At 57.5% G+C, this 21,093-nt stretch carries 24 protein-coding genes; 12 read left to right on the top strand and 12 right to left on the bottom strand.

Annotated features, from left to right (window positions below):
• Positions 1-57: 57 nt before the first annotated feature.
• Both N2K86_RS18325 and N2K86_RS18320 read right to left on the bottom strand, forming a co-directional pair.
• On the bottom strand, positions 58-750 hold the full coding sequence (locus N2K86_RS18325; RefSeq protein ID WP_260659545.1) for a response regulator: 693 nt from the start codon (positions 748-750) through the stop codon (positions 58-60).
• A complete protein-coding gene (locus tag N2K86_RS18320) occupies positions 740-2,377 on the bottom strand; it encodes an ATP-binding protein (RefSeq protein WP_260659544.1) in 1,638 nt (545 codons plus the stop codon). The genes N2K86_RS18325 and N2K86_RS18320 overlap by 11 nt, the downstream gene beginning before the upstream one ends.
• A 345-nt stretch (positions 2,378-2,722) precedes the next feature.
• Here N2K86_RS18320 and N2K86_RS18315 point away from each other — a divergent pair, with 345 nt between their 5' ends.
• From N2K86_RS18315 to citG, 8 genes are read left to right on the top strand one after another with little or no spacing between them, the layout of a single operon-like run.
• Complete coding sequence (locus tag N2K86_RS18315) at positions 2,723-4,084, top strand: 2-hydroxycarboxylate transporter family protein (RefSeq protein WP_014885210.1); 1,362 nt, start codon at positions 2,723-2,725, stop codon at positions 4,082-4,084.
• Between the two features lie 17 nt (positions 4,085-4,101).
• Complete coding sequence (locus tag N2K86_RS18310) at positions 4,102-4,965, top strand: fumarylacetoacetate hydrolase family protein (RefSeq protein WP_047347888.1); 864 nt, start codon at positions 4,102-4,104, stop codon at positions 4,963-4,965.
• A gap of 13 nt (positions 4,966-4,978) precedes the next feature.
• Complete coding sequence (gene citC / locus N2K86_RS18305; protein ID WP_260659543.1) at positions 4,979-6,001, top strand: [citrate (pro-3S)-lyase] ligase; 1,023 nt, start codon at positions 4,979-4,981, stop codon at positions 5,999-6,001.
• 16 nt (positions 6,002-6,017) lie between these two features.
• Entirely contained in the window at positions 6,018-6,311 is a 294-nt protein-coding gene (gene citD / locus N2K86_RS18300) for a citrate lyase acyl carrier protein (RefSeq protein WP_260659542.1), read from the top strand.
• Positions 6,308-7,183: a citrate (pro-3S)-lyase subunit beta gene (gene citE / locus N2K86_RS18295; protein WP_032660024.1), complete on the top strand. Its 876-nt coding sequence runs from the start codon at positions 6,308-6,310 to the stop codon at positions 7,181-7,183. Before citD ends, citE begins: the two co-directional genes overlap by 4 nt.
• A 10-nt stretch (positions 7,184-7,193) precedes the next feature.
• Positions 7,194-8,711, top strand: coding sequence for a citrate lyase subunit alpha (citF, locus tag N2K86_RS18290; protein WP_260661724.1), 1,518 nt, complete (start codon positions 7,194-7,196; stop codon positions 8,709-8,711).
• A gap of 2 nt (positions 8,712-8,713) precedes the next feature.
• Positions 8,714-9,253, top strand: coding sequence for a citrate lyase holo-[acyl-carrier protein] synthase (citX, locus tag N2K86_RS18285; RefSeq protein ID WP_260659541.1), 540 nt, complete (start codon positions 8,714-8,716; stop codon positions 9,251-9,253).
• Positions 9,231-10,034 (top strand): triphosphoribosyl-dephospho-CoA synthase CitG, encoded by an 804-nt coding sequence (gene citG, locus N2K86_RS18280; protein WP_260659540.1) that lies wholly within the window; start codon positions 9,231-9,233, stop codon positions 10,032-10,034. The genes citX and citG overlap by 23 nt, the downstream gene beginning before the upstream one ends.
• Before the next feature lie 90 nt (positions 10,035-10,124).
• Here the strand turns inward: citG and N2K86_RS18275 are convergent, their stop codons facing one another.
• From N2K86_RS18275 to mutY, 4 genes are all read right to left on the bottom strand, one after another.
• Positions 10,125-11,381 carry a nucleoside permease gene (locus tag N2K86_RS18275; protein WP_260659539.1) on the bottom strand — a complete coding sequence of 419 codons (1,257 nt, stop codon included), beginning with the start codon at positions 11,379-11,381 and terminating at the stop codon, positions 10,125-10,127.
• Between the two features lie 289 nt (positions 11,382-11,670).
• Entirely contained in the window at positions 11,671-12,747 is a 1,077-nt protein-coding gene (gene mltC, locus N2K86_RS18270) for a membrane-bound lytic murein transglycosylase MltC (RefSeq protein ID WP_260661723.1), read from the bottom strand.
• Positions 12,748-12,871: 124 nt separating this feature from the next.
• On the bottom strand, positions 12,872-13,144 hold the full coding sequence (locus N2K86_RS18265) for an oxidative damage protection protein (RefSeq protein ID WP_008499765.1): 273 nt from the start codon (positions 13,142-13,144) through the stop codon (positions 12,872-12,874).
• Positions 13,145-13,170: 26 nt separating this feature from the next.
• A complete protein-coding gene (gene mutY / locus N2K86_RS18260) occupies positions 13,171-14,223 on the bottom strand; it encodes an A/G-specific adenine glycosylase (protein WP_260659538.1) in 1,053 nt (350 codons plus the stop codon).
• Positions 14,224-14,367: 144 nt separating this feature from the next.
• Here mutY and trmB point away from each other — a divergent pair, with 144 nt between their 5' ends.
• From trmB to N2K86_RS18245, 3 genes are read left to right on the top strand one after another with little or no spacing between them, the layout of a single operon-like run.
• Positions 14,368-15,087 (top strand): tRNA (guanosine(46)-N7)-methyltransferase TrmB, encoded by a 720-nt coding sequence (gene trmB, locus N2K86_RS18255; protein WP_089599965.1) that lies wholly within the window; start codon positions 14,368-14,370, stop codon positions 15,085-15,087.
• Entirely contained in the window at positions 15,087-15,413 is a 327-nt protein-coding gene (locus tag N2K86_RS18250; RefSeq protein ID WP_260659537.1) for a YggL family protein, read from the top strand. Before trmB ends, N2K86_RS18250 begins: the two co-directional genes overlap by 1 nt.
• A gap of 56 nt (positions 15,414-15,469) precedes the next feature.
• Positions 15,470-16,186: a DUF2884 domain-containing protein gene (locus N2K86_RS18245; RefSeq protein ID WP_126815894.1), complete on the top strand. Its 717-nt coding sequence runs from the start codon at positions 15,470-15,472 to the stop codon at positions 16,184-16,186.
• Positions 16,187-16,353: 167 nt separating this feature from the next.
• Here the strand turns inward: N2K86_RS18245 and N2K86_RS18240 are convergent, their stop codons facing one another.
• The 6 genes from N2K86_RS18240 to N2K86_RS18215 form a co-directional block, all read right to left on the bottom strand.
• Positions 16,354-16,716, bottom strand: a complete 363-nt coding sequence (locus N2K86_RS18240; protein WP_260659536.1) for an endonuclease domain-containing protein — start codon at positions 16,714-16,716, stop codon at positions 16,354-16,356.
• A gap of 63 nt (positions 16,717-16,779) precedes the next feature.
• A complete protein-coding gene (hemW, locus tag N2K86_RS18235) occupies positions 16,780-17,922 on the bottom strand; it encodes a radical SAM family heme chaperone HemW (RefSeq protein ID WP_260659535.1) in 1,143 nt (380 codons plus the stop codon).
• Positions 17,915-18,508, bottom strand: a complete 594-nt coding sequence (locus tag N2K86_RS18230) for an XTP/dITP diphosphatase (protein ID WP_260659534.1) — start codon at positions 18,506-18,508, stop codon at positions 17,915-17,917. The genes hemW and N2K86_RS18230 overlap by 8 nt, the downstream gene beginning before the upstream one ends.
• A gap of 3 nt (positions 18,509-18,511) precedes the next feature.
• On the bottom strand, positions 18,512-18,808 hold the full coding sequence (yggU, locus tag N2K86_RS18225; protein ID WP_023333349.1) for a DUF167 family protein YggU: 297 nt from the start codon (positions 18,806-18,808) through the stop codon (positions 18,512-18,514).
• A complete protein-coding gene (locus tag N2K86_RS18220) occupies positions 18,805-19,371 on the bottom strand; it encodes a YggT family protein (RefSeq protein ID WP_010435467.1) in 567 nt (188 codons plus the stop codon). Before N2K86_RS18220 ends, yggU begins: the two co-directional genes overlap by 4 nt.
• 21 nt (positions 19,372-19,392) lie before the next feature.
• A complete protein-coding gene (locus tag N2K86_RS18215) occupies positions 19,393-20,094 on the bottom strand; it encodes a YggS family pyridoxal phosphate-dependent enzyme (protein WP_260659533.1) in 702 nt (233 codons plus the stop codon).
• 17 nt (positions 20,095-20,111) lie between these two features.
• Between N2K86_RS18215 and N2K86_RS18210 the strand changes: the two genes are divergently transcribed.
• Positions 20,112-21,092: a type IV pilus twitching motility protein PilT gene (locus tag N2K86_RS18210; RefSeq protein ID WP_260659532.1), complete on the top strand. Its 981-nt coding sequence runs from the start codon at positions 20,112-20,114 to the stop codon at positions 21,090-21,092.
• Position 21,093: the final 1 nt, after the last annotated feature.

Here is a 21,093-nt window from a genome sequence, read left to right as displayed (position 1 = left end):
GCACGGAGCCGTCCTTTCACCCTCGCCCCTTTGGGGAGAGGACCGGGGTGAGGGGAGTTAAGCCGCACTACGCCTATACATCCGCCTCGGATGCCCAATCTTCCCGTAAAGCATCTCCACGCTGAGAAACCCTGCTTCCACGCAGTGTTCCAGATAGCGCCGGGTGGTGGTTTTACTCAAGCCCGTTTCGCTCACCACTTCATCCACGGAAAAACAGTGCGTTGCTTTGGCGTTAAAAAGTGTCTGTACCAGCGCCAGCGTGTTCTCTTCAATACCTTTGCTGCCGTTGTCCTGACGGTAATTTTTTGCCTGCAATTGATAGAGGGAATCCACGTTCTGCTGGTCGACAATCTTCCAGACCCGCTGCTGCTCGGCAAACTGCACAAAGCGCTCCAGCGACTGGCTGAGCCGTTTCCAGGACACCGGTTTGAGGATGTAGTCAAACGCGCCGTTGCGGATGGCCTGGCTGCAGGTGTCCATGTCACTGGCGGCGGTGATGAAAATCACTGAGCAGTTGGCGCGAGCCAGCATTGGGTTGCTGATAAGCGTGATGCCCTTACCGTCCGGCAGGTAGTTATCCAGCAGCATCAGCTGAGGCTGCTTGCTCTCAAGCTGCGTCTGCGCGTCAGCCAGTGAAGAGGCAATCCCAACCAGCCTCAAACGCGGATGTTTACCGATCAATTCCGCATGCAGTTGAGCCAGTTCGTTCTCGTCTTCAACAATCAGTACGTCGATAAGTTCATGTTGCATAATCAGTATCTTCCAGTTCTTGTGCGGGACGCCGGGCAGCTCCCGTGGCGGGAATAAACAGTGAGAAAATGGCACCGCGCGGCGTGTTATCCGCAACTTCGATGGCGCCCCCCACCTGCGTGACGTAGCTTTCAATCAGATACAGGCCAATACCATGATCGCCGCGCGTTTTGGTGGTAATGCCGCGTTCAAATATTTGTTCACGGATCTCCGGTTTGATGCCAATACCCTGGTCGGCGACTTCGATGATGAGTTCCTGCTCGCTCAGTTTTATCAGCACTTCAACCGGCGCATGCGGAAGCGGTGCGCGCTGCGTCGCTTCAATCGCGTTATCCAGCAGGTTCCCGATAATCGAGATAAGCTCCGATTCGAGCAGCGGCAGGAAGGGTTTATCCATCCGGCAGGCGGGGTCAAAACTTAGTTCGACGCCTTTCTCCCGCGCACGCGCGGCTTTGCCTAACAGCAGGCCACACAGCGTCGGAGAGCTAAAGCGCGACGAGATAAAGTCCAGCAGCTCCTGCGCGTGTTCCGACTGCGCCTGAATATAGCCAATCGCCTCTTCATAGCGGCCCATGTGAAGCAGGCCGGAAAGGGTGGTCATCCGGTTGAGCTGCTCGTGGCGCATGATGCGCAGGTTATCAACGTAGCGTTTAACCTGGCTAAGCTGGGCGCTGAGCGAGTCGATCTCATTGCGATCGCGGAAAGTGATCACCCAGCCCTGCAGCGAATTTTCCAGCATGATCCTTACCCGGCTGGCAATGACCGTAAGATCGTTAAAGCGGCAGATTTCATCATGGGTGTCTTTCGCCAGCATGGTGTGCGTATTGAAGAACGGAACAGGATCGATCACCTGGCTAATCAGTTGTCCACGCAGTTCCCGGGCGGGCTGGCTTAAGCCTAATAACTTGCGTGCCGCCTGGTTGATGACTTCGATGCGCAGATCGTCATCGATAGCGATGACCCCTTCATAGATGGACTCCATCATTGCCTTCTGCTGGCGTACCAGCAGGCCAATTTCGCGTGGCTCAAGCGAGAAGATCTGCTTCTTAATACTGCGGGTGAAAAACCAGGAGAAGATAAACAGGGCGATCAGCAGCAGCACGGCGGCAATCAGAATGTTAACCACTTTATTGACGGTGATGGTATCCAGATAGCTGGTGAGATAGCCCACCGAGACAATCCCCACGACGTGCCCCGCATCGTTAAATATCGGCGCTTTACTGCGAAGTGAAATACCTAAGCCGCCCTTGCGGATAGTGGTCGTGCTTTTACCCTGCAGAACCTCGTCGTTATCGCCGCCGACCAGCGTTTTGCCCACCCGGTCTGCAAACACCGAGTGAAACAGATGCAGCCCTTTATTATCGCCAATCACAATAAAACTGGCGTCGCTGTGAGCCGCTATTTTCTGCATAAAGTCACTGATGCCGTTGATATCTTTCTGTTCGACTTCTTTTCGCAAAGTAGGAATAAGCGCAATCTCTTCGGCCTGTATTTTCGCACGTGCGCTCATTTCCTGATAAAGCTGTCTTCCAACGTCGACGTAATAATATCCACCCAGTAGCGCAAACAGTACCGAGAAAAAGGCGACCAGCGAAATAAACAGCTTGATCTGAAATGACACTTTCATAACTATCACGCCGGGTATCAACAAGGCAGGCTAATATATCATCTTTTCTCGTGGTGACGCCTGCTTTGCAGAAAACTTGTGATCCCTTGCACAGCAGCGCCTGTAAAAGATTTATCCGAAACGCCAGGCGTCTTAAGGCTAAATTAATAAATGTTATTTATTTGTTCATTTACGAAAAGAAACCATAAAAACCACGGAAATAAATAAGGTGTAAATCACATTAAATAAAAGAAACCATTAAAACCATAGCTGCCATTAAAACTTCACTTTTAATATGCCATTCCTCACATAAAGTAAGCCTTTGTGACTCTAAGCTGAACGCACAAAATAACCAAGGGGCTTATTATGAGCACAACTGACGACTCTTTCTCTGTTACCCACGACCCGATTGAAATTCAGCGACCTTCGCTTAAAGAGCGCTGGTGGCATATTATGGATACCTGGAAAATCGGGATTATTCCTCTGCCGCTGTTCGTTCTGGCGGGCGCACTGATTGCCATTGATTGCCTGGGCGGGAAACTGCCGAGCGATATCGTGGTGATGGTTGCCACGCTGGCCTTCTTCGGCTTTGCCTGCGGCGAGTTTGGCAAACGTCTGCCGATTGTCGGCAAGCTCGGCGCGGCGGCGATTTGCGCCACCTTTATCCCTTCCGCGCTGGTCTATTACGGCCTGCTGCCGGACGTGGTGGTCGAGTCCACCACCAAATTCTATAAATCCACCAATATTCTCTACCTCTACATCTGCTGCATTATCGTCGGCAGCATCATGAGCATGAACCGCACGGTGCTGATTCAGGGCTTCCTGCGCATCTTCTTCCCGATGCTGTGCGGTGAAATCGTCGGCATGCTGGTGGGGATGGGCGTTGGCCTGGCGCTGGGTCTTGAGCCGTTCCAGATCTTCTTCTTTATCATTCTGCCGATTATGGCGGGCGGCGTCGGGGAAGGGGCGATCCCGCTTTCCATCGGCTATGCCACCCTGCTGCATATGGACCAGGGCGTTGCGCTCGGCCGCGTGCTGCCGATGGTGATGCTCGGCGGTCTGACGGCGATCATTATCTCCGGCTGCCTGAACCAGCTTGGTAAGCGCTACCCGCACCTGACCGGTGAAGGCCAGCTGATGCCTAACCGCGCCAATGCCGATACCACCGTTTCTCAGCCCGCGTTTTCCGGCAAAGCGGACGTCACTACTATCGCCTCCGGTGCGCTGCTGGCGGTGCTGCTCTACATGCTGGGCATGCTCGGCCACAAGCTGATTGGCCTGCCTGCCCCGGTCGGCATGCTGTTTATGGCGGTGCTGGTGAAGCTCTGCAACGGCGCCTCTCCGCGCCTGCTGGAAGGCTCGCAGGTAGTGTACAAATTCTTCCAGACCTCCGTGACCTACCCAATCCTCTTCGCCGTCGGCGTGGCCATCACCCCGTGGCATGAACTGGTGGCGGCGTTCACCGTCAGCAACCTGCTGGTGATTGTCAGCACCGTCTCTGCGCTGGTGGCGACCGGCTTCTTCGTCGGCAAAAAGATTGGTATGCACCCGATTGATGTCGCCATCGTCTCCTGCTGTCAGAGCGGGCAGGGCGGTACCGGCGACGTGGCGATCCTGACCGCAGGCAACCGCATGAGCCTGATGCCATTCGCCCAGATTGCTACCCGTATCGGCGGGGCGATTAACGTCTCCATCTCACTGCTGATTCTGGGCAACTTCCTCGTTTAAGTTTTCAGGAAAGAACAATGAAACTCGCAAGCTTTTTATACCAGGGAAAACGCAGCTACGGCATCGTCCAGGCCGACGGCGTGATTGATTTAGGCCGCCGTCTCGGCGACCGCTACGGCGACCTCAAGGCGCTGCTGCAGGGCAACGGGCTGGCGCAGGCCACCCGCTACCTGAACGACGCCGTGGACGTGCCGCTGAGCGCCATCACCTTCTTACCGGTGATCGTGCAGCCGGAAAAGATCCTCTGCGTGGGCATGAACTACGCCGACAAGCGCAAGGAGTTTGACCAGCATAACCCGGCCCCGACGCTGTTTGTCCGCTTCCCTGATTCACAGACCGGCCACAACGAGCCGGTGCTGAAGCCGCGCCACTCCAGCGAATTCGACTACGAAGGCGAGCTGGCGGTGATCATCGGCAAAGGCGGGGAGAACATCAGCCGCGACGACGCGCTGCGCCACGTGGCGGGCTACAGCTGCTACATGGACGGCTCCGCCCGCGACTGGCAGCACACCTGGTTTACCGCCGGTAAAAACTGGCGTCAGACCGGGGCGTTTGGGCCGTGGATGGCGACGGCGGATGAGATCCCGGACCCGCACCAATTGGCGATCCGCACCTGGCTGAACGGCCGCATGGTGCAGGAAGACAACACCAGCAGCATGATCCACAAGGTTGCGGAGCTGATCGAGTACATCAGCACCTTCACCCGCTTAAGTCCGGGCGACGTGATCATCACCGGATCCCCGGGCGGGGTGGGTAAAAAGCGTAATCCGCCGCTGTTTATGAAAGAGGGCGATCGCATTGAGGTGGAGATCGAGCATATCGGTCATCTGAGCAACGTGATCGTGGAAGCGCCAGCCGTCGGGCTTGCGGCAGCACATTAAGTAAGGCGACAGCATGCACCCGCAACCCATCGATTTTCGCCACACCGTAGTGGCGAAACACCCGGAGCGCTTAAGCCAGATCCGCTACCTGCTGGCCGACAGCGGCCTTGGCCTGGACAACGACATCACGCTGTTTGTCGAAGCCTGGTCAGGCTCGCAGCTGGTGGGTTGCGCCGGGCTTGCTGCTAACGTCATCAAATGCGTGGCGGTCAACGAACAGCTTCGCGGCGAGAACCTCAGCGCGCGGCTGCTGGCAGAGGTGGAAAATGCGGCGCTGGCGCACGGTCATTTTCACCTCTTCCTCTGCACCCGTCCGTGCAACCGGGAGCGCTTTGCTCGCAGCGGCTTCTGGCCGATTGCTCAAAGCGGGAACAACGCGGTGCTGATGGAGAACACCCCGCAGGGGATCGAACGCTACTGCCGTTCCCTGCGCGCGAAGCGCAAGTGCGGGGAGAACATTGGCGCGATAGTGATGAACGCCAATCCGTTCACCCTCGGCCATCGCCACCTGGTAGAGCAGGCGGCGACGCGGTGCGATGCCCTGCATCTGTTCGTGGTACGTGAAGACGCCTCGTTCTTCCCGTTCAGCGCGCGTCTCGAGATGGTGCGCGCGGGCGTGGCGCATCTGCCGAACGTGGTGGTGCATGAAGGCTCGCAGTACATCATCTCCCGCGCCACCTTCCCGGCCTACTTTCTGAAGGAGACCGGCAAAGTGCAGCAGGCGTGGAGCGAAATTGACGTGCTGATCTTCCGGGACTTCATCGCCCCGGCGCTCGGCATTACGCACCGCTTCATCGGCTCGGAGCCGTTTTGCGACATCACTCGTCAGTACAACCAGACGCTGCACGACCTGCTGACCGCGCATATCGAGGTGGTGGAAATGCCGCGCATCAAGGCCACCGGCAACGCCATTTCGGCGTCCGAAGTGCGCAGATTACTCAAGACACAGCAGTTTTCCCGGATCCGGGAGATTGTCCCGGACTCCACCTTCGCGCACCTCGAAGCACATTATCGTGCGAGTGCGGAAGTCGCATAACTATCAGGAATTTATCATGAATATTGTAAGGGAGGCGCTGGCCGGAACGCAGGAGTCCAGCGACCTGATGGTGAAAATCGCTCCTGCTCACGGCGAGCTGGAGATAGTCATCCACAGTGAAGTGATTAAGCAGTTTGGCGAGCAGATCCGCCAGGTGGTCAACGACACATTGCGCGCCATGAGCGTGCACCAGGGATTAATCATTATCGAAGACAAAGGGGCGCTGGACTGTGTGATCCGCGCCCGCCTGCAAAGCGCGCTGATGCGTGCCGCCGATGAACAGGCCATCAGCTGGGGGGCGCTGAAATGAGTAAACTCCGCCGCAGCATGCTGTTCCTGCCGGGCGCCAACGCCGCCATGCTCTCCACCGCCTTTATCTACCGTCCCGACTCCATCATGTTTGACCTTGAGGACGCCGTCGCCCTGCGCGAGAAGGATACCGCGCGCATGCTGGTGTTCCACGCGCTTCAGCACCCGATGTATCAGGATATCGAAACCGTGGTGCGCATTAACCCGCTGAGCACGCCGTTTGGCCTGCTGGATCTGGAAGCCGCCGTGCGGGCCGGCGTGGACGTGATCCGTCTGCCGAAAACCGACACGCCGGACGACATCTACGAGCTGGAGGGCCACCTCGAGCGTATCGAACGCGAGTGCGGGCGCGAGGTCGGCTCCACCCGCGTGATGGCGGCGATTGAGTCGGCCATTGGCGTCATCAACGCCGTGGCGATTGCCCGCAGCTCACCGCGCCTCATCGGGATTGCGCTGGCCGCCTTTGACTACGTGATGGACATGCAGACCGAGCGCGGCGACGGCACCGAGCTGTTCTACGCCCGCTGCGCGGTGCTGCACGCGGCCCGCGCGGCGGGCATCGACGCCTTTGACGTGGTCTGGTCAGACGTTAACGACGAGGCCGGGTTCCTGCGCGAGGTCGATCTGATCCGCAAGATGGGCTTTAACGGCAAATCGCTGATCAACCCCCGCCAGATTGACCTGCTGCACAACGCCTACGCCCCGACGCAGGAAGAGGTGGATCACGCCAAAAGGGTGATTGAGGCGGCAGAGGAGGGCGAGCGTAACGGCCTGGGCGTGGTGTCGCTCAACGGCAAAATGGTAGATGCACCGATTATTAACCACGCGCAGGTGGTGCTGGAGCGCGCGGCGGCTTCCGGCGTGCGTCGGTAAGGATGAGATGATGAATCAGACAGAACTTCTTCACGTGAAATTTCCCCATCTGCGGGACCTGAAGCCCTTTGATACCGCCCACAGCGCCACGCCGTGGCTGGCGGAGAGCGACGCGAAGCACAGCCGCAAGCTCTGCGCCTCTGTTGAAGAGGCGGTTAAGCGCTGCGGCCTGCAGGACGGGATGACCATCTCCTTCCACCATGCGTTTCGCGAAGGCGACCGGGTGATCAACACCGTCGTGGCGCTGCTGGCGCGGATGGGGTTTAAAAACCTAACGCTGGCCTCCAGCTCGCTGATGACCTGCAACGATGCGCTGATAGAGCATATTGAAAGCGGCGTCATCACCCGGATTTACACCTCCGGCATGCGCGGCAGGCTGGCGGATGCCATCTCCCACGGGCTGATGGACGAGCCGGTGCAAATTCACTCCCACGGCGGGCGCGTGAAGCTGCTCCAGGACGGCGAGCTGAATATCGACGTGGCGTTTCTCGGCGTGCCGTGCAGCGATGAGTTTGGCAACGCCAACGGCACGCACGGTAAATCGTGCTGCGGCTCGCTGGGCTACGCGATGGTGGACGCACACTTTGCCCGCAAGGTGGTGCTGCTGACGGAAGAACTGGTGCCATTCCCCAATATGCCCGCCAGCCTGGTGCAGGACCAGGTGGACTACATCGTGCAGGTGGAGAGCGTAGGCGACCCGGCGAAAATCAGCGTCGGCGCGGCGCGCGTCACCAGCAACCCGCGCGAGCTGATGATCGCCCGCTATGCGGCGGACGTGATTGAACACTCCGGCTACTTCAAACCGGGCTTCTCGATGCAGACCGGCTCCGGCGCGGCGGCGACTGCCTGCACCCGCTTTATGGAAGAGAAGATGGAATGCAGCGGCGTGAAGGCGCGCTTTGCGCTCGGCGGCATCACCGGCAGTCTGGTGGATCTGCATGAGAAGGGGCTCATCGAAAAGCTGCTCGACACCCAGTGCTTTGACGGCCAGGCGGCGGCCTCGCTGGCGCGCAACCCGAACCACGTGGAGATATCCACTAACGTCTACGCCAACCCAGGCAGCAAGGCGGCAAGCTGCGACCAGCTCGACGTGGTGATCCTCAGCGCGCTGGAAATCGACGTCGATTTCAACGTCAACGTGATCACCGGCTCCGATGGGGTGATGCGCGGCGCGTCCGGCGGACACTGCGACGTGGCCGCCGCCGCGAACCTGACCATTGTGGTCGCGCCGCTGCTGCGCAGCCGTATTCCGACGGTCGTGAAGCGCGTCACCACGCGTCTCACGCCGGGTGAAAGCATCGACGTGCTGGTCACCGACCACGGCATTGCGGTCAATCCGGCGCGCCCGGAGATCCGCGAGCGGCTGCTGGAAGCCGGGCTCAACGTTGTGGATATCAACGCGCTTTACGAGCGGGCGATTTCCCTGACAGGCGTACCGAAACCGATTGAGTTTACCGACAAAATCGTCGGGGTGATCCGCTACCGCGACGGCAGCGTGATCGACACCGTTCGACAGGTAAAGGAGTAGTTATGACAACAGCGACACCCGTGCGTGCGGGTGTCAGCCTGGACGAACTGCTGGCGGCGAAAGAACGCCGCGCAGCGCGCCAGGCTGACATGCTTGAGCACTATCAACAACCGGTGATCTCCCTCACGCTGGTCACGCCGGGAGAAATCAAAGACAGCCTGCGCTATCGCAATACCATGGGCGTGGCGCTGCAGATGTGCGACCAGCTGCTGTGGGAGAACCGCTGGCAGGTGCTGGACCGCCGGGTGCTGTGGCTCCCGACCGGGCCAGAAGCCCTGTGGTGCGTGGCCCATCCGGCGGCAGAAATCAAAGCGCACTGTGCGGATCTGGAGCAGACACACCCGCTCGGCAGGCTGTGGGATCTGGATGTGATCTGCCCTCAGCACGGCCACGTCGGGCGTCAGTCGCTGGGGGCGAATCTCAGACGCTGCCTGATCTGCGACGAGCCTGCTCACGCCTGTTCCCGTTCGCGCAATCATCCCGCTGAGCAGGTGGTTTCCCGCGTGGAGAAGATGATCGATGACTGGTTTGCTCGCGACTAAACCGCGCCCGGCTGACGTGCCCGCGCTTGCCGAAGCGGCGCTGTGGCAGGAGCTGGAGCTGACGCCCAAGCCGGGGCTGGTGGACAAGCTCAATAACGGCTCCCATCGCGATATGGACCACGCGCTGTTCGTCCGCAGCATCGCGGCGATTACGCCGTGGTTTGCGCGCTTTGCCGAGCTGGGCAGCGCGCATGCGGATAAACCGGCAGGCGAACAGTTACGGCTTCTCCGCCCGATGGGGCTGGCCTGCGAGCAGGCGATGTATGCCGCGACGAACGGAGTGAACACCCACAAGGGCGGGATTTTTGCCCTGGGTTTACTGTGCTTCGCCTCCGGGCGTGTGAAAAATATCTCCGCAGAGAGCCTCTGCTGTGAGGTGAGTAACATCTGCCGCGGGCTGGTGTCGCGGGAGCTGGCCGCACGCAGCGGACAAGCGACGGCGGGTGAGCGGCAGTTTCAGCAGTACGGCCTAACCGGCGCGCGCGGGGAGGCAGAAAGCGGCTTTGCGACGGTGCGTAAGGCGCTGGCGCAGTGGAACGGACAGTCGCTTCACGGCCTGCTGTTGCGCCTGATGGCGGTTAATCAGGACAGTAATCTCGTGTCGCGCGGCGGCATTGAAGGGCTGCGCTACGTTCAGGGCTATGCGCAGGAATTACTGGCGAACGGCTGGGATCGCGAGGCGCTGCTTAAGATGGATAAGGCATTGATTAAACGAAACCTCAGCCCGGGCGGCAGTGCGGATTTGCTGTCGGTGGGGTGGGTGCTGTCTGCAATAAAATAGCCGGGTGGCGCTAACGCTTACCCGGCCTACTCTCCGTGCTTTTGTAGGCCCGGTAAGGCGAAGCCGCCACCGGGCAAAAGACATCAAGGATTAATGCGCTATCGGCTGCGCACCGTTTGGCACGCGAACGTGCTTGTACTTGAACAGCGCGATAAACGCGAAGAACAGCACCAGCGAGTACCCGGCGAAGATCAGCCACACTGGCTGCCAGTCGGTGATGCCGTTGGTGGTGTACATCTCAACCACTTTACCGCTCACCACGCCGCCCAGAATACAGCCGAAGCCGTTGGTCATCATCAGGAACATGCCCTGCGCGCTGGCGCGGATTTCAGGCTTCACCTCTTTTTCCACGAACACCGAACCGGAGATGTTGAAGAAGTCGAAGGCGCAGCCGTAAACAATCATCGACAGCACCAGCAGCACGGTGCCGAACGCGCTCGGGTCACCATAGGCGAACAGACCGAAGCGCAACATCCATGCGGCGATACTGATCAGCATGACGTTCTTGATGCCGTAGCGGCTCAGGAAGAACGGGATAGTCAGGATGAACAGCGTCTCGGAGATCTGAGAGATGGACATCATCACCGACGCGTGTTCAACGATAAAGCTTCCGGCAAACAGCGGGTTGTTATCGAAGCTGTGCAGGAAGGTGTTGCCGAACATGTTGGTTATCTGCAGCTCAGCGCCCAGCAGCATGGAGAAGATAAAGAAGATCGCCATGCGTTTGTTTTTGAACAGCGCGAACGCGTCAAGGCCGAGCATGGTGCTCCAGCTCTGGTTTTTCTGCTGGTTAGATACCGGGATGGTTGGCAGCGTCAGGGTAAATACCGCCAGTACCACGGAGAGCGCAGCCCCGATGTAAAGCTGCATATGGCTCAGTTCGAAGCCTGCAAAGCTCACGCCCCACATCGCCATGATAAAGCCGATGGTGCCCCAGATGCGGATAGGTGGGAAATCGGTGACGATATCCATACCGGCGGATTTCAGGCGGTAATAGGAGATGGTGTTGATCAGGCCAAGCGTTGGCATATAGGCCAGCGAGTTAAGCAGGATCACCATGAACATCGCCCCCGGCGTGGTCACTTCGGCCGCCATAAACAGCGTCCCCGCACCCACCAGGTGGCAAAGCATGTACAGCCATTTCGCACTTAACCATTTATCCGCCACGATACCGAGCAGCGTTGGCATAAAGACAGCCGCGATACCCAGCGAACTGTATACGGCACCGATTGACGCACCGTCGAACTTGAGCGTCACAAACATATAGGAGCCGAGTGTAGTCAGCCAGCTTCCCCACAGGCAGAACTGCAGAAACGACAATATTTTAAGCTGCAGCTTAAGGTTCATGTTACTTTCCTCACAAGTGAGCGGGAGATATGTTGTTTTTGGAACATTCAGGGTTGTTATTTGATGCAATTCTATCAGTTGGCAACGATATGTTTTGTTACCTCCCGCAAAAAAATGCAATCCACATTAATTTGCAGTTTGGATTGTGATGCAAATAACATTTTTGTATGGATGGGGTGAGATGGGTGCGGTTTATTCCCCTCACCCTGCCCTCTCCCCAAAGGGGAGAGGGTGTTCAAGTTCCCTCTCCCCTTTGGGGAGAGGGTTAGGGTGAGGGGTATTGGTTTTTTTACCGGCGACGATAGTTCTTCTGCGCCGTATTCACCTTATACAGATAGCGACGGGATTCCGCAGACGGATGGCGGGTGGTCAGGGTTGAGTAAACGTCTCCCGGAGCCATGCTATTGATGATGCTTGCTGCCTGCACCTTGTCGCTGGAGAAGACACGCAGCACGCTGCCCGCACCGCCGTTATAGGCGGTGATCACCGCATAGCGGCGCGACGTTGGGTTATCAATTCCGCCCAGGTAGACATTGTTCAGCATTGCCAGGTAGGCGGTGCCGGTATCAATGTTGCTCTGCGGGTCAAACAGATAGCTGCGGCTCGGCGTGCCGGATTTACCCTGCGAGCGGAACACGTCTTTACCGGCGCTGTGCTGCACAACCTGCATCAGTCCCAGCGCGTCAGAGCGGCTCACTGCGTACGGGTTGAATGAAGATTCGGTCTGCATAATCGCCAGAATCAGCGACTCATCCACGCCGTACTTGCGTGACGCCTGACGCACCATCCCAATGTACTTGTGCGCACGCTTGTCGAGGTGGTTCGGCACCAGGTTGATGGTGATGCTGTAGATGATCTTCAGGCCATTGGTGCGGCTTTTCAGGCGCGTTTGCAGCAGATAATCCGCGAAGTTCGTGGCGCGGCCTTCCCAGCGGATCGGCTGACCGGTCTGATCGACAACCTGGCCGTACAGGAATGGCTCTTTGGAAATGGTAATGTCGTCGGCATCGGAGTAGAGATCGATAGAGCCCGGATCGTCACCCATCAGCAGGGTTTTGATAATCGCCTGACGCAGGCGCGCAGCAGGGTCAGTGCCGGCGATGGTTTCAACCGTGATCGTACCGTCATCAAAGTTGATGTGGCTTCGGGTCTGATAGGCGTCGGTGTACTTAACGTAGTCCTTAGGTCCGGCGATAAGAACTTCGTTAAATCCCCATATGTTTTCGATGTTGTGGGCAAACTGCCCCATCAAAATGTCAAAACCGTTGGTGTCCTTAACCCAGGCTTCGTTGTAATCATCGCCTTTTTTGGAAGAACAAGAGACAAGCAACGGCGCAACAAGGGCTAGCGCTAATAGTTTTTTCATCATTCCGGGAGTGCGTGTTGTGTTTGCTTAGTCGTTGCTTTCGCCGGGTGGCGCTTCGCTTACCCGACCTACGAAACCGTAGGCCCGTGCAAGCGAAGCGCCGCCGGGCAACAGCGGCGCGATATTATTTTTCCGGTGGCGTATAGCCTTCGATGTGCACGTCTTTACCTTCGAACAGGAAGCTCACCATCTCCTGCTCCAGCAGCTTGCGGTGTTCCGGGTTCATCATGCTGAGTTTTTTCTCGTTGATCAGCATGGTCTGCTTTTTCTGCCACTGTCCCCAGGCTTCTTTGGAGATTTCATTGTAGATGCGCTTACCCAGCTCGCCCGGATAAAGCTGGAAGTCCTGGCCTTCAGCGTCACGCTGCAGGAAAGTACAAAAAATCGTTCTGGCCATACTCATTCCTCTTTTTCTTGCCGCTGCTAAACCATTGCACCGACACGTAATTGTTGTAACAGGCGCTCCACGGGAGCCGCCAGCCCGACTGAAGGCGGTTGCGCTAAGTTATACCAGAGAGCGGTGCCTTCATCCATGCACGAGGTGAATGAGGACACGGGAAGCCACATGGGCACAATATCAAGATGGAAATGGCTGAAGGTGTGGCGAAACGCGGTCAACTGCGTCAGGTTATCGGCAGCAATCCCGTGCTGTTCAAGCCACTCCCGCAGCAAATTTTCATTTTCAAACTGTGGGAAGCAGTATAGACCGCCCCAAAGACCGCTTGGCGGACGCTGGGCAAGGAACACTTCGTCGCCGTGCTGCATCAGCAGCATATAGCCGGTGCGCTCCGGCAGCGTCTGTTTGGGTTTCTTACCGGGATACTGCGCCCACGAATGGTTGGCATACGCCACGCAGAGATTATTCACCGGGCAGAGTTCGCATTTTGGTTTTGAGCGCGTGCAGACCATCGCGCCGAGATCCATCATCGCCTGGTTAAAACGATCCACCCCTTTCGCCGGGGTAACCGCTTCGCTGATCTCCCAAAGGCGTTTTTCTACGTCTTTCTTACCCGGCCAGCCGTCGACGGCATAGCAGCGTGCCAGCACGCGCTTCACGTTGCCGTCGAGGATCGGGAAATGCTTGCCTAGCGACAGGGAGAGGATTGCGCCCGCGGTGGAGCGCCCGACGCCGGGGAGATCGGCCACCTCATCGAAGGTTTCCGGGAATTTACCGTTATGGCGCGTCGCGACCTGCTGTGCGGCCTTGTGAAGATTACGCGCGCGGGCGTAGTAGCCCAGGCCCGTCCACAGGTGCAGCACTTCGTCTAATGGCGCGTTTGCCAGATCGGTCACCGTCGGGAAGCGCGCCATAAAACGCTCGAAGTAAGGAATGACCGTGGCGACCTGCGTTTGTTGCAACATCACCTCGGAGAGCCATACTTTGTAAGGCGTTTTTTCAATTTGCCAGGGCAGGGTTTTACGCCCGTATTTGTCGTACCAGTCCAGCACCTGGGCTGAAAATTGAGAGGCTTGCATGGTCATCGATTCGCATAATCAGGGACGCAGATTGCAGCACAGCGTCAATCTGCTGTAAACCGGATCTTTCCCATGCTTGCATAGAAGCCTTAACTTTGGATAATGCCCGTTTCCCGAACACTCTCACAAGCAGACAACTCTTTTATGAAAAACGACGTCATTTCACCGGAATTTGATGAAAACGGTCGCCCGCTGCGCCGTATTCGCAGCTTTGTCCGCCGTCAGGGCCGCCTGACAAAAGGGCAGCAACACGCGCTGGACAACTACTGGCCGGTGATGGGCGTTGAGTTCACTGAACAGCCTGTCGACTTTGCCGACCTGTTTGGTCGAGAAGCGCCTGTGACGCTGGAGATTGGTTTTGGTATGGGCACCTCGCTGGTGACCATGGCGAAAGCGCGACCGGAGCAGAACTTCCTCGGCATTGAAGTGCATTCGCCGGGCGTCGGTGCATGCCTGGCAACGGCCCACGAAGAGGGCGTTGAGAACCTGCGCGTAATGTGTCACGACGCGGTAGAAGTGCTGCACAAAATGATTCCTGACAATTCTTTGAACATGGTTCAGCTCTTTTTCCCTGACCCGTGGCACAAAGCACGTCATAATAAACGCCGTATCGTTCAGGCACCGTTTGCCGAGCTGCTGAAAAGTAAGTTAAAACTGGGCGGCGTCTTCCACATGGCGACCGACTGGGAACCTTATGCGGAACATATGCTGGAAGTGATGTCGTCGCTGGACGGCTATAAAAACCAGTCTGAAAGCAACGACTATGTACCGCGTCCGGATTCACGCCCGGTGACAAAATTTGAACAGCGTGGCCATCGTCTTGGTCACGGTGTATGGGACTTAATGTTCGAGAGGGTGAAATAATGGCAAAGAATCGTAGCCGTCGTCTGCGTAAAAAGATGCACATCGAAGAATTCCAGGAAGTGGGCTTCTCTGTTGCCTGGCGTTTCCCGGAAGGCACCAGCGTTGAGCAGATCGATCAGGACGTTGACGCGTTCATCAATGATGTGATCGAGCCAAACAAGCTGGCCTTCGACGGTAGCGGCTATCTGGCGTGGGAAGGTCTGATCTGCACCCAGGAAGTCGGTAAATGCACCGAAGAACATCAGGCGCTGGTAAGCAAATGGCTTGAAGACCACAAACTGGAAGATGTCCGCATCAGCGAACTTTTCGACGTTTGGTGGGACTAATAAAGCAGTCAAGGGCCAGCATTAGCTGGCCCATTTTGTCTGAGGGAGTGTTAAAGATGCGCAAAACGTTGCTGGCGGTTGCTTTACTGGCAATCGGATCCACCGCCCATGCGGAGTATAAATGTAGCGTCACCCCGCGTGACGACGTGGTGTTAAGCCCGCAAACCGTGCAGGTTAAAGGCGAGAACGGCAATCTGGTGATTACGCCGGATGGCAACGTGACGTTTAACGGCAAGCCGCAGAACCTGACTGCCGCCCAGCGCGAGCAGGCGAAGGATTACCAGGCCGAACTGCGTACCGCACTGCCGTGGATTAACGACGGCGCGCTGACCCGCGTTGAGAAAAGCCGCGTCGCGCTGGATAAGATCATCACCAAAGAAGTGGGTGAGAGCAGCAATATGCGCACCCGCCTGACGAAGCTGGACAAGCAGCTGAAAGAACAGATGAACCGGATTATCGAGAATCGTACCGATGGTCTGACGTTCCACTACAAGGCGATTGATCAGGTCCGTGCTGACGGGCAGCAGCTGGTGAATCAGGCGATGGGCGGCATCCTGCAGGACAGCATCAATGAGATGGGGGCGAAAGCCGTGCTGAAAGGCGGCGGTAACCCGCTGCAGGGCGTGCTGGGTAGCCTTGGCGGCTTGCAGACCTCAATTCAGAACGAGTGGAAAAACCAGGAAGACGATTTCCAGCAGTTCGGCAAAGACGTGTGTAAACGCGTGGTGTCGCTGGAGGATAGCCGTAAGGCGCTGGTGGGGACGCTGAAGTAAGAGCTCTGCGCGCTGGGCCCCTCACCCTAACCCTCTCCCCAAAGGGGCGAGGGAATAGTTTGCTCCCTCACCTTAACCCTTTCCCTAAAGGGGCGAGTGAATAGTTTGCGCCCTCACCTTAACCCTTTCCCTAAAGGGGCGAGGGGATGGTTTGCTCCCTCTCCCTTTCAGGGAGAGGGCCGGGGTGAGGGTTGCAGCGCTTGCAGCGTTTCAAGGATCCTTTCTAACACCCCCTCTTCGTTATCCCAGAGTTCGTTGTTCCAGAATCGAATAACGTGCCAGCCCTTTTGGTTTAACCACAACGTCCTTTGACGATCGTATTCCTGATTTTCATCATGCTGTCCGCCATCAAGTTCAACTGCCAGACGTGTTTCGCAGCAGGCGAAATCCAGAACGTAGTTTCCTACCGGATGTTGTCGACGAAATTTATAATTTTCGAAACGGCGGCTGCGCAATAAATACCAAAGCCGCCTTTCTTCCGTTGTCAGTTCGCGTCTGAGCTTTTTTGCATATGAGCGAGTAATTTCCATCCCCACACTCTGCCAGCCTTTCCCTCAGCCGGCAGAACGGGATGCAAAATCCTGAATCAGCCTTCAGGAATCTTCGGCGAGGAACAGCTCAAGAAGGGAGTTTAAGAACAGCTTGCCGTGCTCGGTGATCTGCCAGTACGCATCGCACTCGGTCAGGTACCCCTGCGCCAGCGCCTCGTCGATCTGCGGGCGAATCACCGACTCCGGCAGCCCGGTGTACAGCGCAAACTCCGCGCGCGGCGCGGCCTCCAGCAGACGGAAGCGGTTCATGAAGAACTCAAACGGCTTATCCGCGGCCTCAACGTCGTGCTGACGCTCAAGATAGCGGCCTTCCATATACCCGCGCGGATGTCGGGTTTTAGCGGTACGCAGGATGCGCCCGTCCGGGAAGGTCACCTTGCCGTGCGCGCCGCAGCCAATGCCCAGATAGTCGCCAAAGCGCCAGTAGTTCAGGTTGTGCTGACACTGATAGCCCGGCTTCGCATACGCCGACGTTTCGTATTGCTGATACCCCGCCGCGGTCAAAAGCTGGTGGCCCTGCTCGAAGATATCCCACAGCGCGTCGTCGTCCGGCAGCACCGGTGGGCGGGAACCAAACAGGGTGTTGGGCTCGATGGTGAGCTGATACCACGACAGGTGCGGCGGGTTCAGTTCGATCGCCTGGCGCAAATCGTCCAGCGCTTCTTCGAGCGACTGATCCGGCAGGCCGTGCATCAGGTCGAGGTTAAAGCTGCGCAGCCCAAGCCCCGTTGCCAGGTTCGCCGCGCGCTTTGCCTCTTCCGGGCCGTGGATGCGCCCCAGACGCTTCAGCTTTGGCTCGCTAAAGCTCTGCACACCGATGGAGATGCGGTTCACGCCCGCACGCTGATAGTCGACAAAACGGTCGGCCTCAACGGTGCCGGGGTTGGCTTCCATCGTAATTTCAGCATCCGCCGCCAGTTTCAGGCGCGCACGCACGCCGTCCAGCAGCGTCTGCATCGCCGGGCCTGAAAGCAGGCTCGGCGTACCGCCACCAATGAAAATGGTCTTCACTTCACGTCCCTGTGCGTAAGCGACATCGGCGTCCAGGTCGGCCAGCAGATGCGCAACGTAATCATCGTGCGGCACTTCGCCCTTCAGCGCGTGCGAGTTGAAATCGCAGTACGGGCATTTCTGCACACACCACGGGATGTGAATATACAGACTCAGAGGTGGCAAATTAGCCATTACGCAGTGCTTCCAGTAACAGTTTCAGCGCGCGCCCACGGTGGGAGATCGCGCTTTTCTCTTCGCGGGTCAGTTCCGCAGCGGTTTTGCCCTCGGTCGGGACAAAGAAAATCGGGTCGTAGCCAAAGCCGCCGTTGCCAGTTGCTTCACGGGTAATCACGCCCGGCCAACTGCCGTGGCAGACGATAGGCGTCGGGTCTTCCGCATGACGCATATAAACCAGTACGCAGTGGAACTGCGCGGTGCGCTGTTCGTCCGGTACATCTTTCAGGGCGACAAGCAGCTTTTCCAGATTCTGCTGGTCGGTGGCGTCAACGCCGGAATAGCGCGCGGAGTAAATCCCCGGCGCACCGCCGAGAAAATCCACGGCCAGGCCGGAGTCGTCAGCAATCGCGGGCAGGCCGGTAATCTGCGCAGCGTGGCGCGCCTTCAGGATCGCGTTTTCAATAAACGTCAGCCCCGTCTCTTCGGCGGACTCCACGCCAAGATCGGTCTGGGCGACCACGTCCAGACCAAAATCATTTAATAGCGAGGCCAGCTCGCGCACTTTACCGGCGTTGCCGGTCGCGAGAACAACTTTCTGCATGGTTTAGTCCTGTTCTTTCAGAGCCGCGACTTCCGTCGGGATAGATTGCGGGTTAAGGATTTTTACCTGTTTATGCCGGCCAAGTTCACCTTTCTCAATGATGACCTGGCTTTTAGCGACGCGAAACTGTTTAGCCAGATATTTGGTCAGATGCGCATTCGCCTGGCCGTCAACCGGCGGGGCAGTGATGGCGACTTTCAACTCGTCGCCATGCAGCCCAACAATACTGTCACGGCTGGCTTTGGGCTGAATATACAGCCGCAAAACCAGCCCGTCAGCGCAGGTGCTTACTGCACTCATAGCGCCATCCACAGCCCCGGCAGCAGCATGTTGCCCGTGGACTGTAACAGCTCAGCGATCCCCATGTTGACCACATACAGCAGCAGAACCAGGATCATCGGAGAAAAATCGATACCGCCCATAGACGGAAGCAGGTTACGGATCGGACGTAGCAGCGGCTCGGCCAGCTGAATCAAAGCATACTCCACCGGACTACGGCCCTGGCTTACCCAGCTCATGATCGCCATCACCAGCAGCACCCAGAAGATCAGCAAGCCGACGGTTTTGACCAGGATCAGGACCGCAGCAATCCAGATAATCGGCTGGAAGGTGATGACCATAAACAGCACGATCGCTTTGATAACGCTCAGAATAAACGCCACCAGCAGAGACGAACTGTCGATGGGACCCATTGCCGGGATAATACGGCGCAGCGGCCCGACAACAGGTTGCGTGATTTTCACGACAAACTGCGAGAACGGATTGTAAAAATCACAGCGGGCCCACTGCATCCAGACGCGCAGTAAAAGCGCCATCGTATACAGCTCAAGCACCGTTGAGAGCAGGAAAGTCAACGTCTTCATGGCGTTCCTCAGGTTTCCTTATTATTTTGAGTAGTCGCGCGCACCGAAAATTGCCGTGCCGATGCGCACCATAGTGCTGCCTGCCGCGATGGCGGCTTCCATATCATCCGACATGCCCAGTGAAAGCGTGTCTACCGTTTCATAGCGCGCTTTAAGCGCCTCAAATGCTACAGCCATTTCCTGTGCCACAGCAAACTGCCTTTCATAACTTGACTCAGGCGCCGGAATTGCCATCAGCCCGCGCAGGGTTAAACGCGGCAGGGCGGCCACTTCTTCTGCCAGTGCATCCAGCTCGCTCAGCGCAATGCCGGACTTGCTGTTTTCGTCGCTAATGTTTATTTGAATCAGCACGTTAAGCGCGGGCATCTCTGCGGGCCGCTGGTCGTTCATACGGGTGGCAATGCGCAGTCGGTCAACGGTATGGCACCAGTCGAAATGCTCTGCCACCAGACGGCTTTTGTTCGACTGCAGCGGGCCGATAAAGTGCCACTGCAGATCCGAATTCCCCTGATCCTGGAAGTAGCGAATTTTATCCACGCCTTCCTGCACGTAGTTTTCGCCAAACGCCTGGTGACCTGCCGCTATCGCTTCTGCGATGGCGCTCGCAGGCTTAGTTTTGCTGACTGCAAGCAGGGTAATTTCTTCTGAAGCACGGCCGCAACGCGTTGCAGCGGCTGAGATTTTGTCCCGGACCTGTGCCAGGTTATGCGCAATGTCGTTCATTTTCCGAGGAGTAGTCTATGGATGTGGAAGAAATTGTGGCCCTTAGTGTAAAGCATAACGTCTCCGATCTACACCTGTGCAGTGATTCACCGCCGCGCTGGCGCAGATTAGGCCGCCTTGAACCGGCTCCCTTTCCTGCCCCCGACGTGGAGGCGCTATTAAAAACCTGGCTCAACGATGAACAGCAGGGCGCGTGGTGGGCAAACGGACAGGTAGACTTTGCCGTCACGCTCACAGGCAATCAGCGTCTTCGCGCCAGTGCGTTTACGCATATGAAGGGTGTGTCGATCACCTTGCGGCTGTTGCCGCTCGCGTGCCCGCAGCTTTCTGCACTGGGTGTGCCCAGGGCTATCCCGGAGCTGCTCTCCAGCGACAGCGGGTTGATTCTGGTGACGGGCGCGACCGGTAGCGGAAAGTCCACAACGCTTGCAGCAATGGTGGATTTTCTCAATCATCACACTGACGGCCATATTCTGACGCTCGAAGATCCTGTGGAGTTTATGTACCAGAGCGAACGCTGCCTGATACAGCAGCGGGAGATTGGTCAGCACAGTCTCTCCTTTGCCGAGGCGCTGCGCAGTGCGCTGCGCGAAGATCCGGATGTCATCCTGCTGGGAGAGTTGCGCGACAGCGAAACGATCCGCCTGGCGCTGACGGCGGCAGAAACTGGCCATTTGGTGCTGGCAACGCTGCACACGCGCGGCGCTTCGCAGGCGATAGAACGGCTGGTGGATACCTTCCCGGCGCATGAGAAAGATCCTGTGCGTAACCAGCTGGCAGGCAGCCTGCGCGCTGTACTGGCACAAAAATTGCTTAAGGATGTACAGGGCGGGCGCGTGGCGCTGTATGAACTGCTGGTGAACACCCCGGCGGCGGCGAATCTCATCCGCGAAGGGAAAACGTGGCAATTACCCGGCATCATACAAACCGGTCAGCAGGCGGGAATGCAGAACTTTGAGCAGAGTCTGGCGGAAAGGCGGGCGCAGGGGCGGCTATAGG

This window comes from Enterobacter mori, from assembly GCF_025244905.1.
Taxonomy (GTDB): Bacteria; Pseudomonadota; Gammaproteobacteria; order Enterobacterales; family Enterobacteriaceae; genus Enterobacter; species Enterobacter mori_A.
This window is presented reverse-complemented; position numbering and strand designations above follow the sequence as displayed.

Bases quoted from the DNA above. Each gene is read 5' to 3' on its own strand.
- N2K86_RS18325 (WP_260659545.1), bottom strand. From the start codon at position 750: ATGCAACATGAACTTATCGACGTACTGATTGTTGAAGACGAGAACGAA.
- N2K86_RS18320 (WP_260659544.1), bottom strand. From the start codon at position 2,377: ATGAAAGTGTCATTTCAGATCAAGCTGTTTATTTCGCTGGTCGCCTTT.
- N2K86_RS18315 (WP_014885210.1), top strand. From the start codon at position 2,723: ATGAGCACAACTGACGACTCTTTCTCTGTTACCCACGACCCGATTGAA.
- N2K86_RS18310 (WP_047347888.1), top strand. From the start codon at position 4,102: ATGAAACTCGCAAGCTTTTTATACCAGGGAAAACGCAGCTACGGCATC.
- citC (WP_260659543.1), top strand. From the start codon at position 4,979: ATGCACCCGCAACCCATCGATTTTCGCCACACCGTAGTGGCGAAACAC.
- citD (WP_260659542.1), top strand. From the start codon at position 6,018: ATGAATATTGTAAGGGAGGCGCTGGCCGGAACGCAGGAGTCCAGCGAC.
- citE (WP_032660024.1), top strand. From the start codon at position 6,308: ATGAGTAAACTCCGCCGCAGCATGCTGTTCCTGCCGGGCGCCAACGCC.
- citF (WP_260661724.1), top strand. From the start codon at position 7,194: ATGAATCAGACAGAACTTCTTCACGTGAAATTTCCCCATCTGCGGGAC.
- citX (WP_260659541.1), top strand. From the start codon at position 8,714: ATGACAACAGCGACACCCGTGCGTGCGGGTGTCAGCCTGGACGAACTG.
- citG (WP_260659540.1), top strand. From the start codon at position 9,231: ATGACTGGTTTGCTCGCGACTAAACCGCGCCCGGCTGACGTGCCCGCG.
- N2K86_RS18275 (WP_260659539.1), bottom strand. From the start codon at position 11,381: ATGAACCTTAAGCTGCAGCTTAAAATATTGTCGTTTCTGCAGTTCTGC.
- mltC (WP_260661723.1), bottom strand. From the start codon at position 12,747: ATGAAAAAACTATTAGCGCTAGCCCTTGTTGCGCCGTTGCTTGTCTCT.
- N2K86_RS18265 (WP_008499765.1), bottom strand. From the start codon at position 13,144: ATGGCCAGAACGATTTTTTGTACTTTCCTGCAGCGTGACGCTGAAGGC.
- mutY (WP_260659538.1), bottom strand. From the start codon at position 14,223: ATGCAAGCCTCTCAATTTTCAGCCCAGGTGCTGGACTGGTACGACAAA.
- trmB (WP_089599965.1), top strand. From the start codon at position 14,368: ATGAAAAACGACGTCATTTCACCGGAATTTGATGAAAACGGTCGCCCG.
- N2K86_RS18250 (WP_260659537.1), top strand. From the start codon at position 15,087: ATGGCAAAGAATCGTAGCCGTCGTCTGCGTAAAAAGATGCACATCGAA.
- N2K86_RS18245 (WP_126815894.1), top strand. From the start codon at position 15,470: ATGCGCAAAACGTTGCTGGCGGTTGCTTTACTGGCAATCGGATCCACC.
- N2K86_RS18240 (WP_260659536.1), bottom strand. From the start codon at position 16,716: ATGGAAATTACTCGCTCATATGCAAAAAAGCTCAGACGCGAACTGACA.
- hemW (WP_260659535.1), bottom strand. From the start codon at position 17,922: ATGGCTAATTTGCCACCTCTGAGTCTGTATATTCACATCCCGTGGTGT.
- N2K86_RS18230 (WP_260659534.1), bottom strand. From the start codon at position 18,508: ATGCAGAAAGTTGTTCTCGCGACCGGCAACGCCGGTAAAGTGCGCGAG.
- yggU (WP_023333349.1), bottom strand. From the start codon at position 18,808: ATGAGTGCAGTAAGCACCTGCGCTGACGGGCTGGTTTTGCGGCTGTAT.
- N2K86_RS18220 (WP_010435467.1), bottom strand. From the start codon at position 19,371: ATGAAGACGTTGACTTTCCTGCTCTCAACGGTGCTTGAGCTGTATACG.
- N2K86_RS18215 (WP_260659533.1), bottom strand. From the start codon at position 20,094: ATGAACGACATTGCGCATAACCTGGCACAGGTCCGGGACAAAATCTCA.
- N2K86_RS18210 (WP_260659532.1), top strand. From the start codon at position 20,112: ATGGATGTGGAAGAAATTGTGGCCCTTAGTGTAAAGCATAACGTCTCC.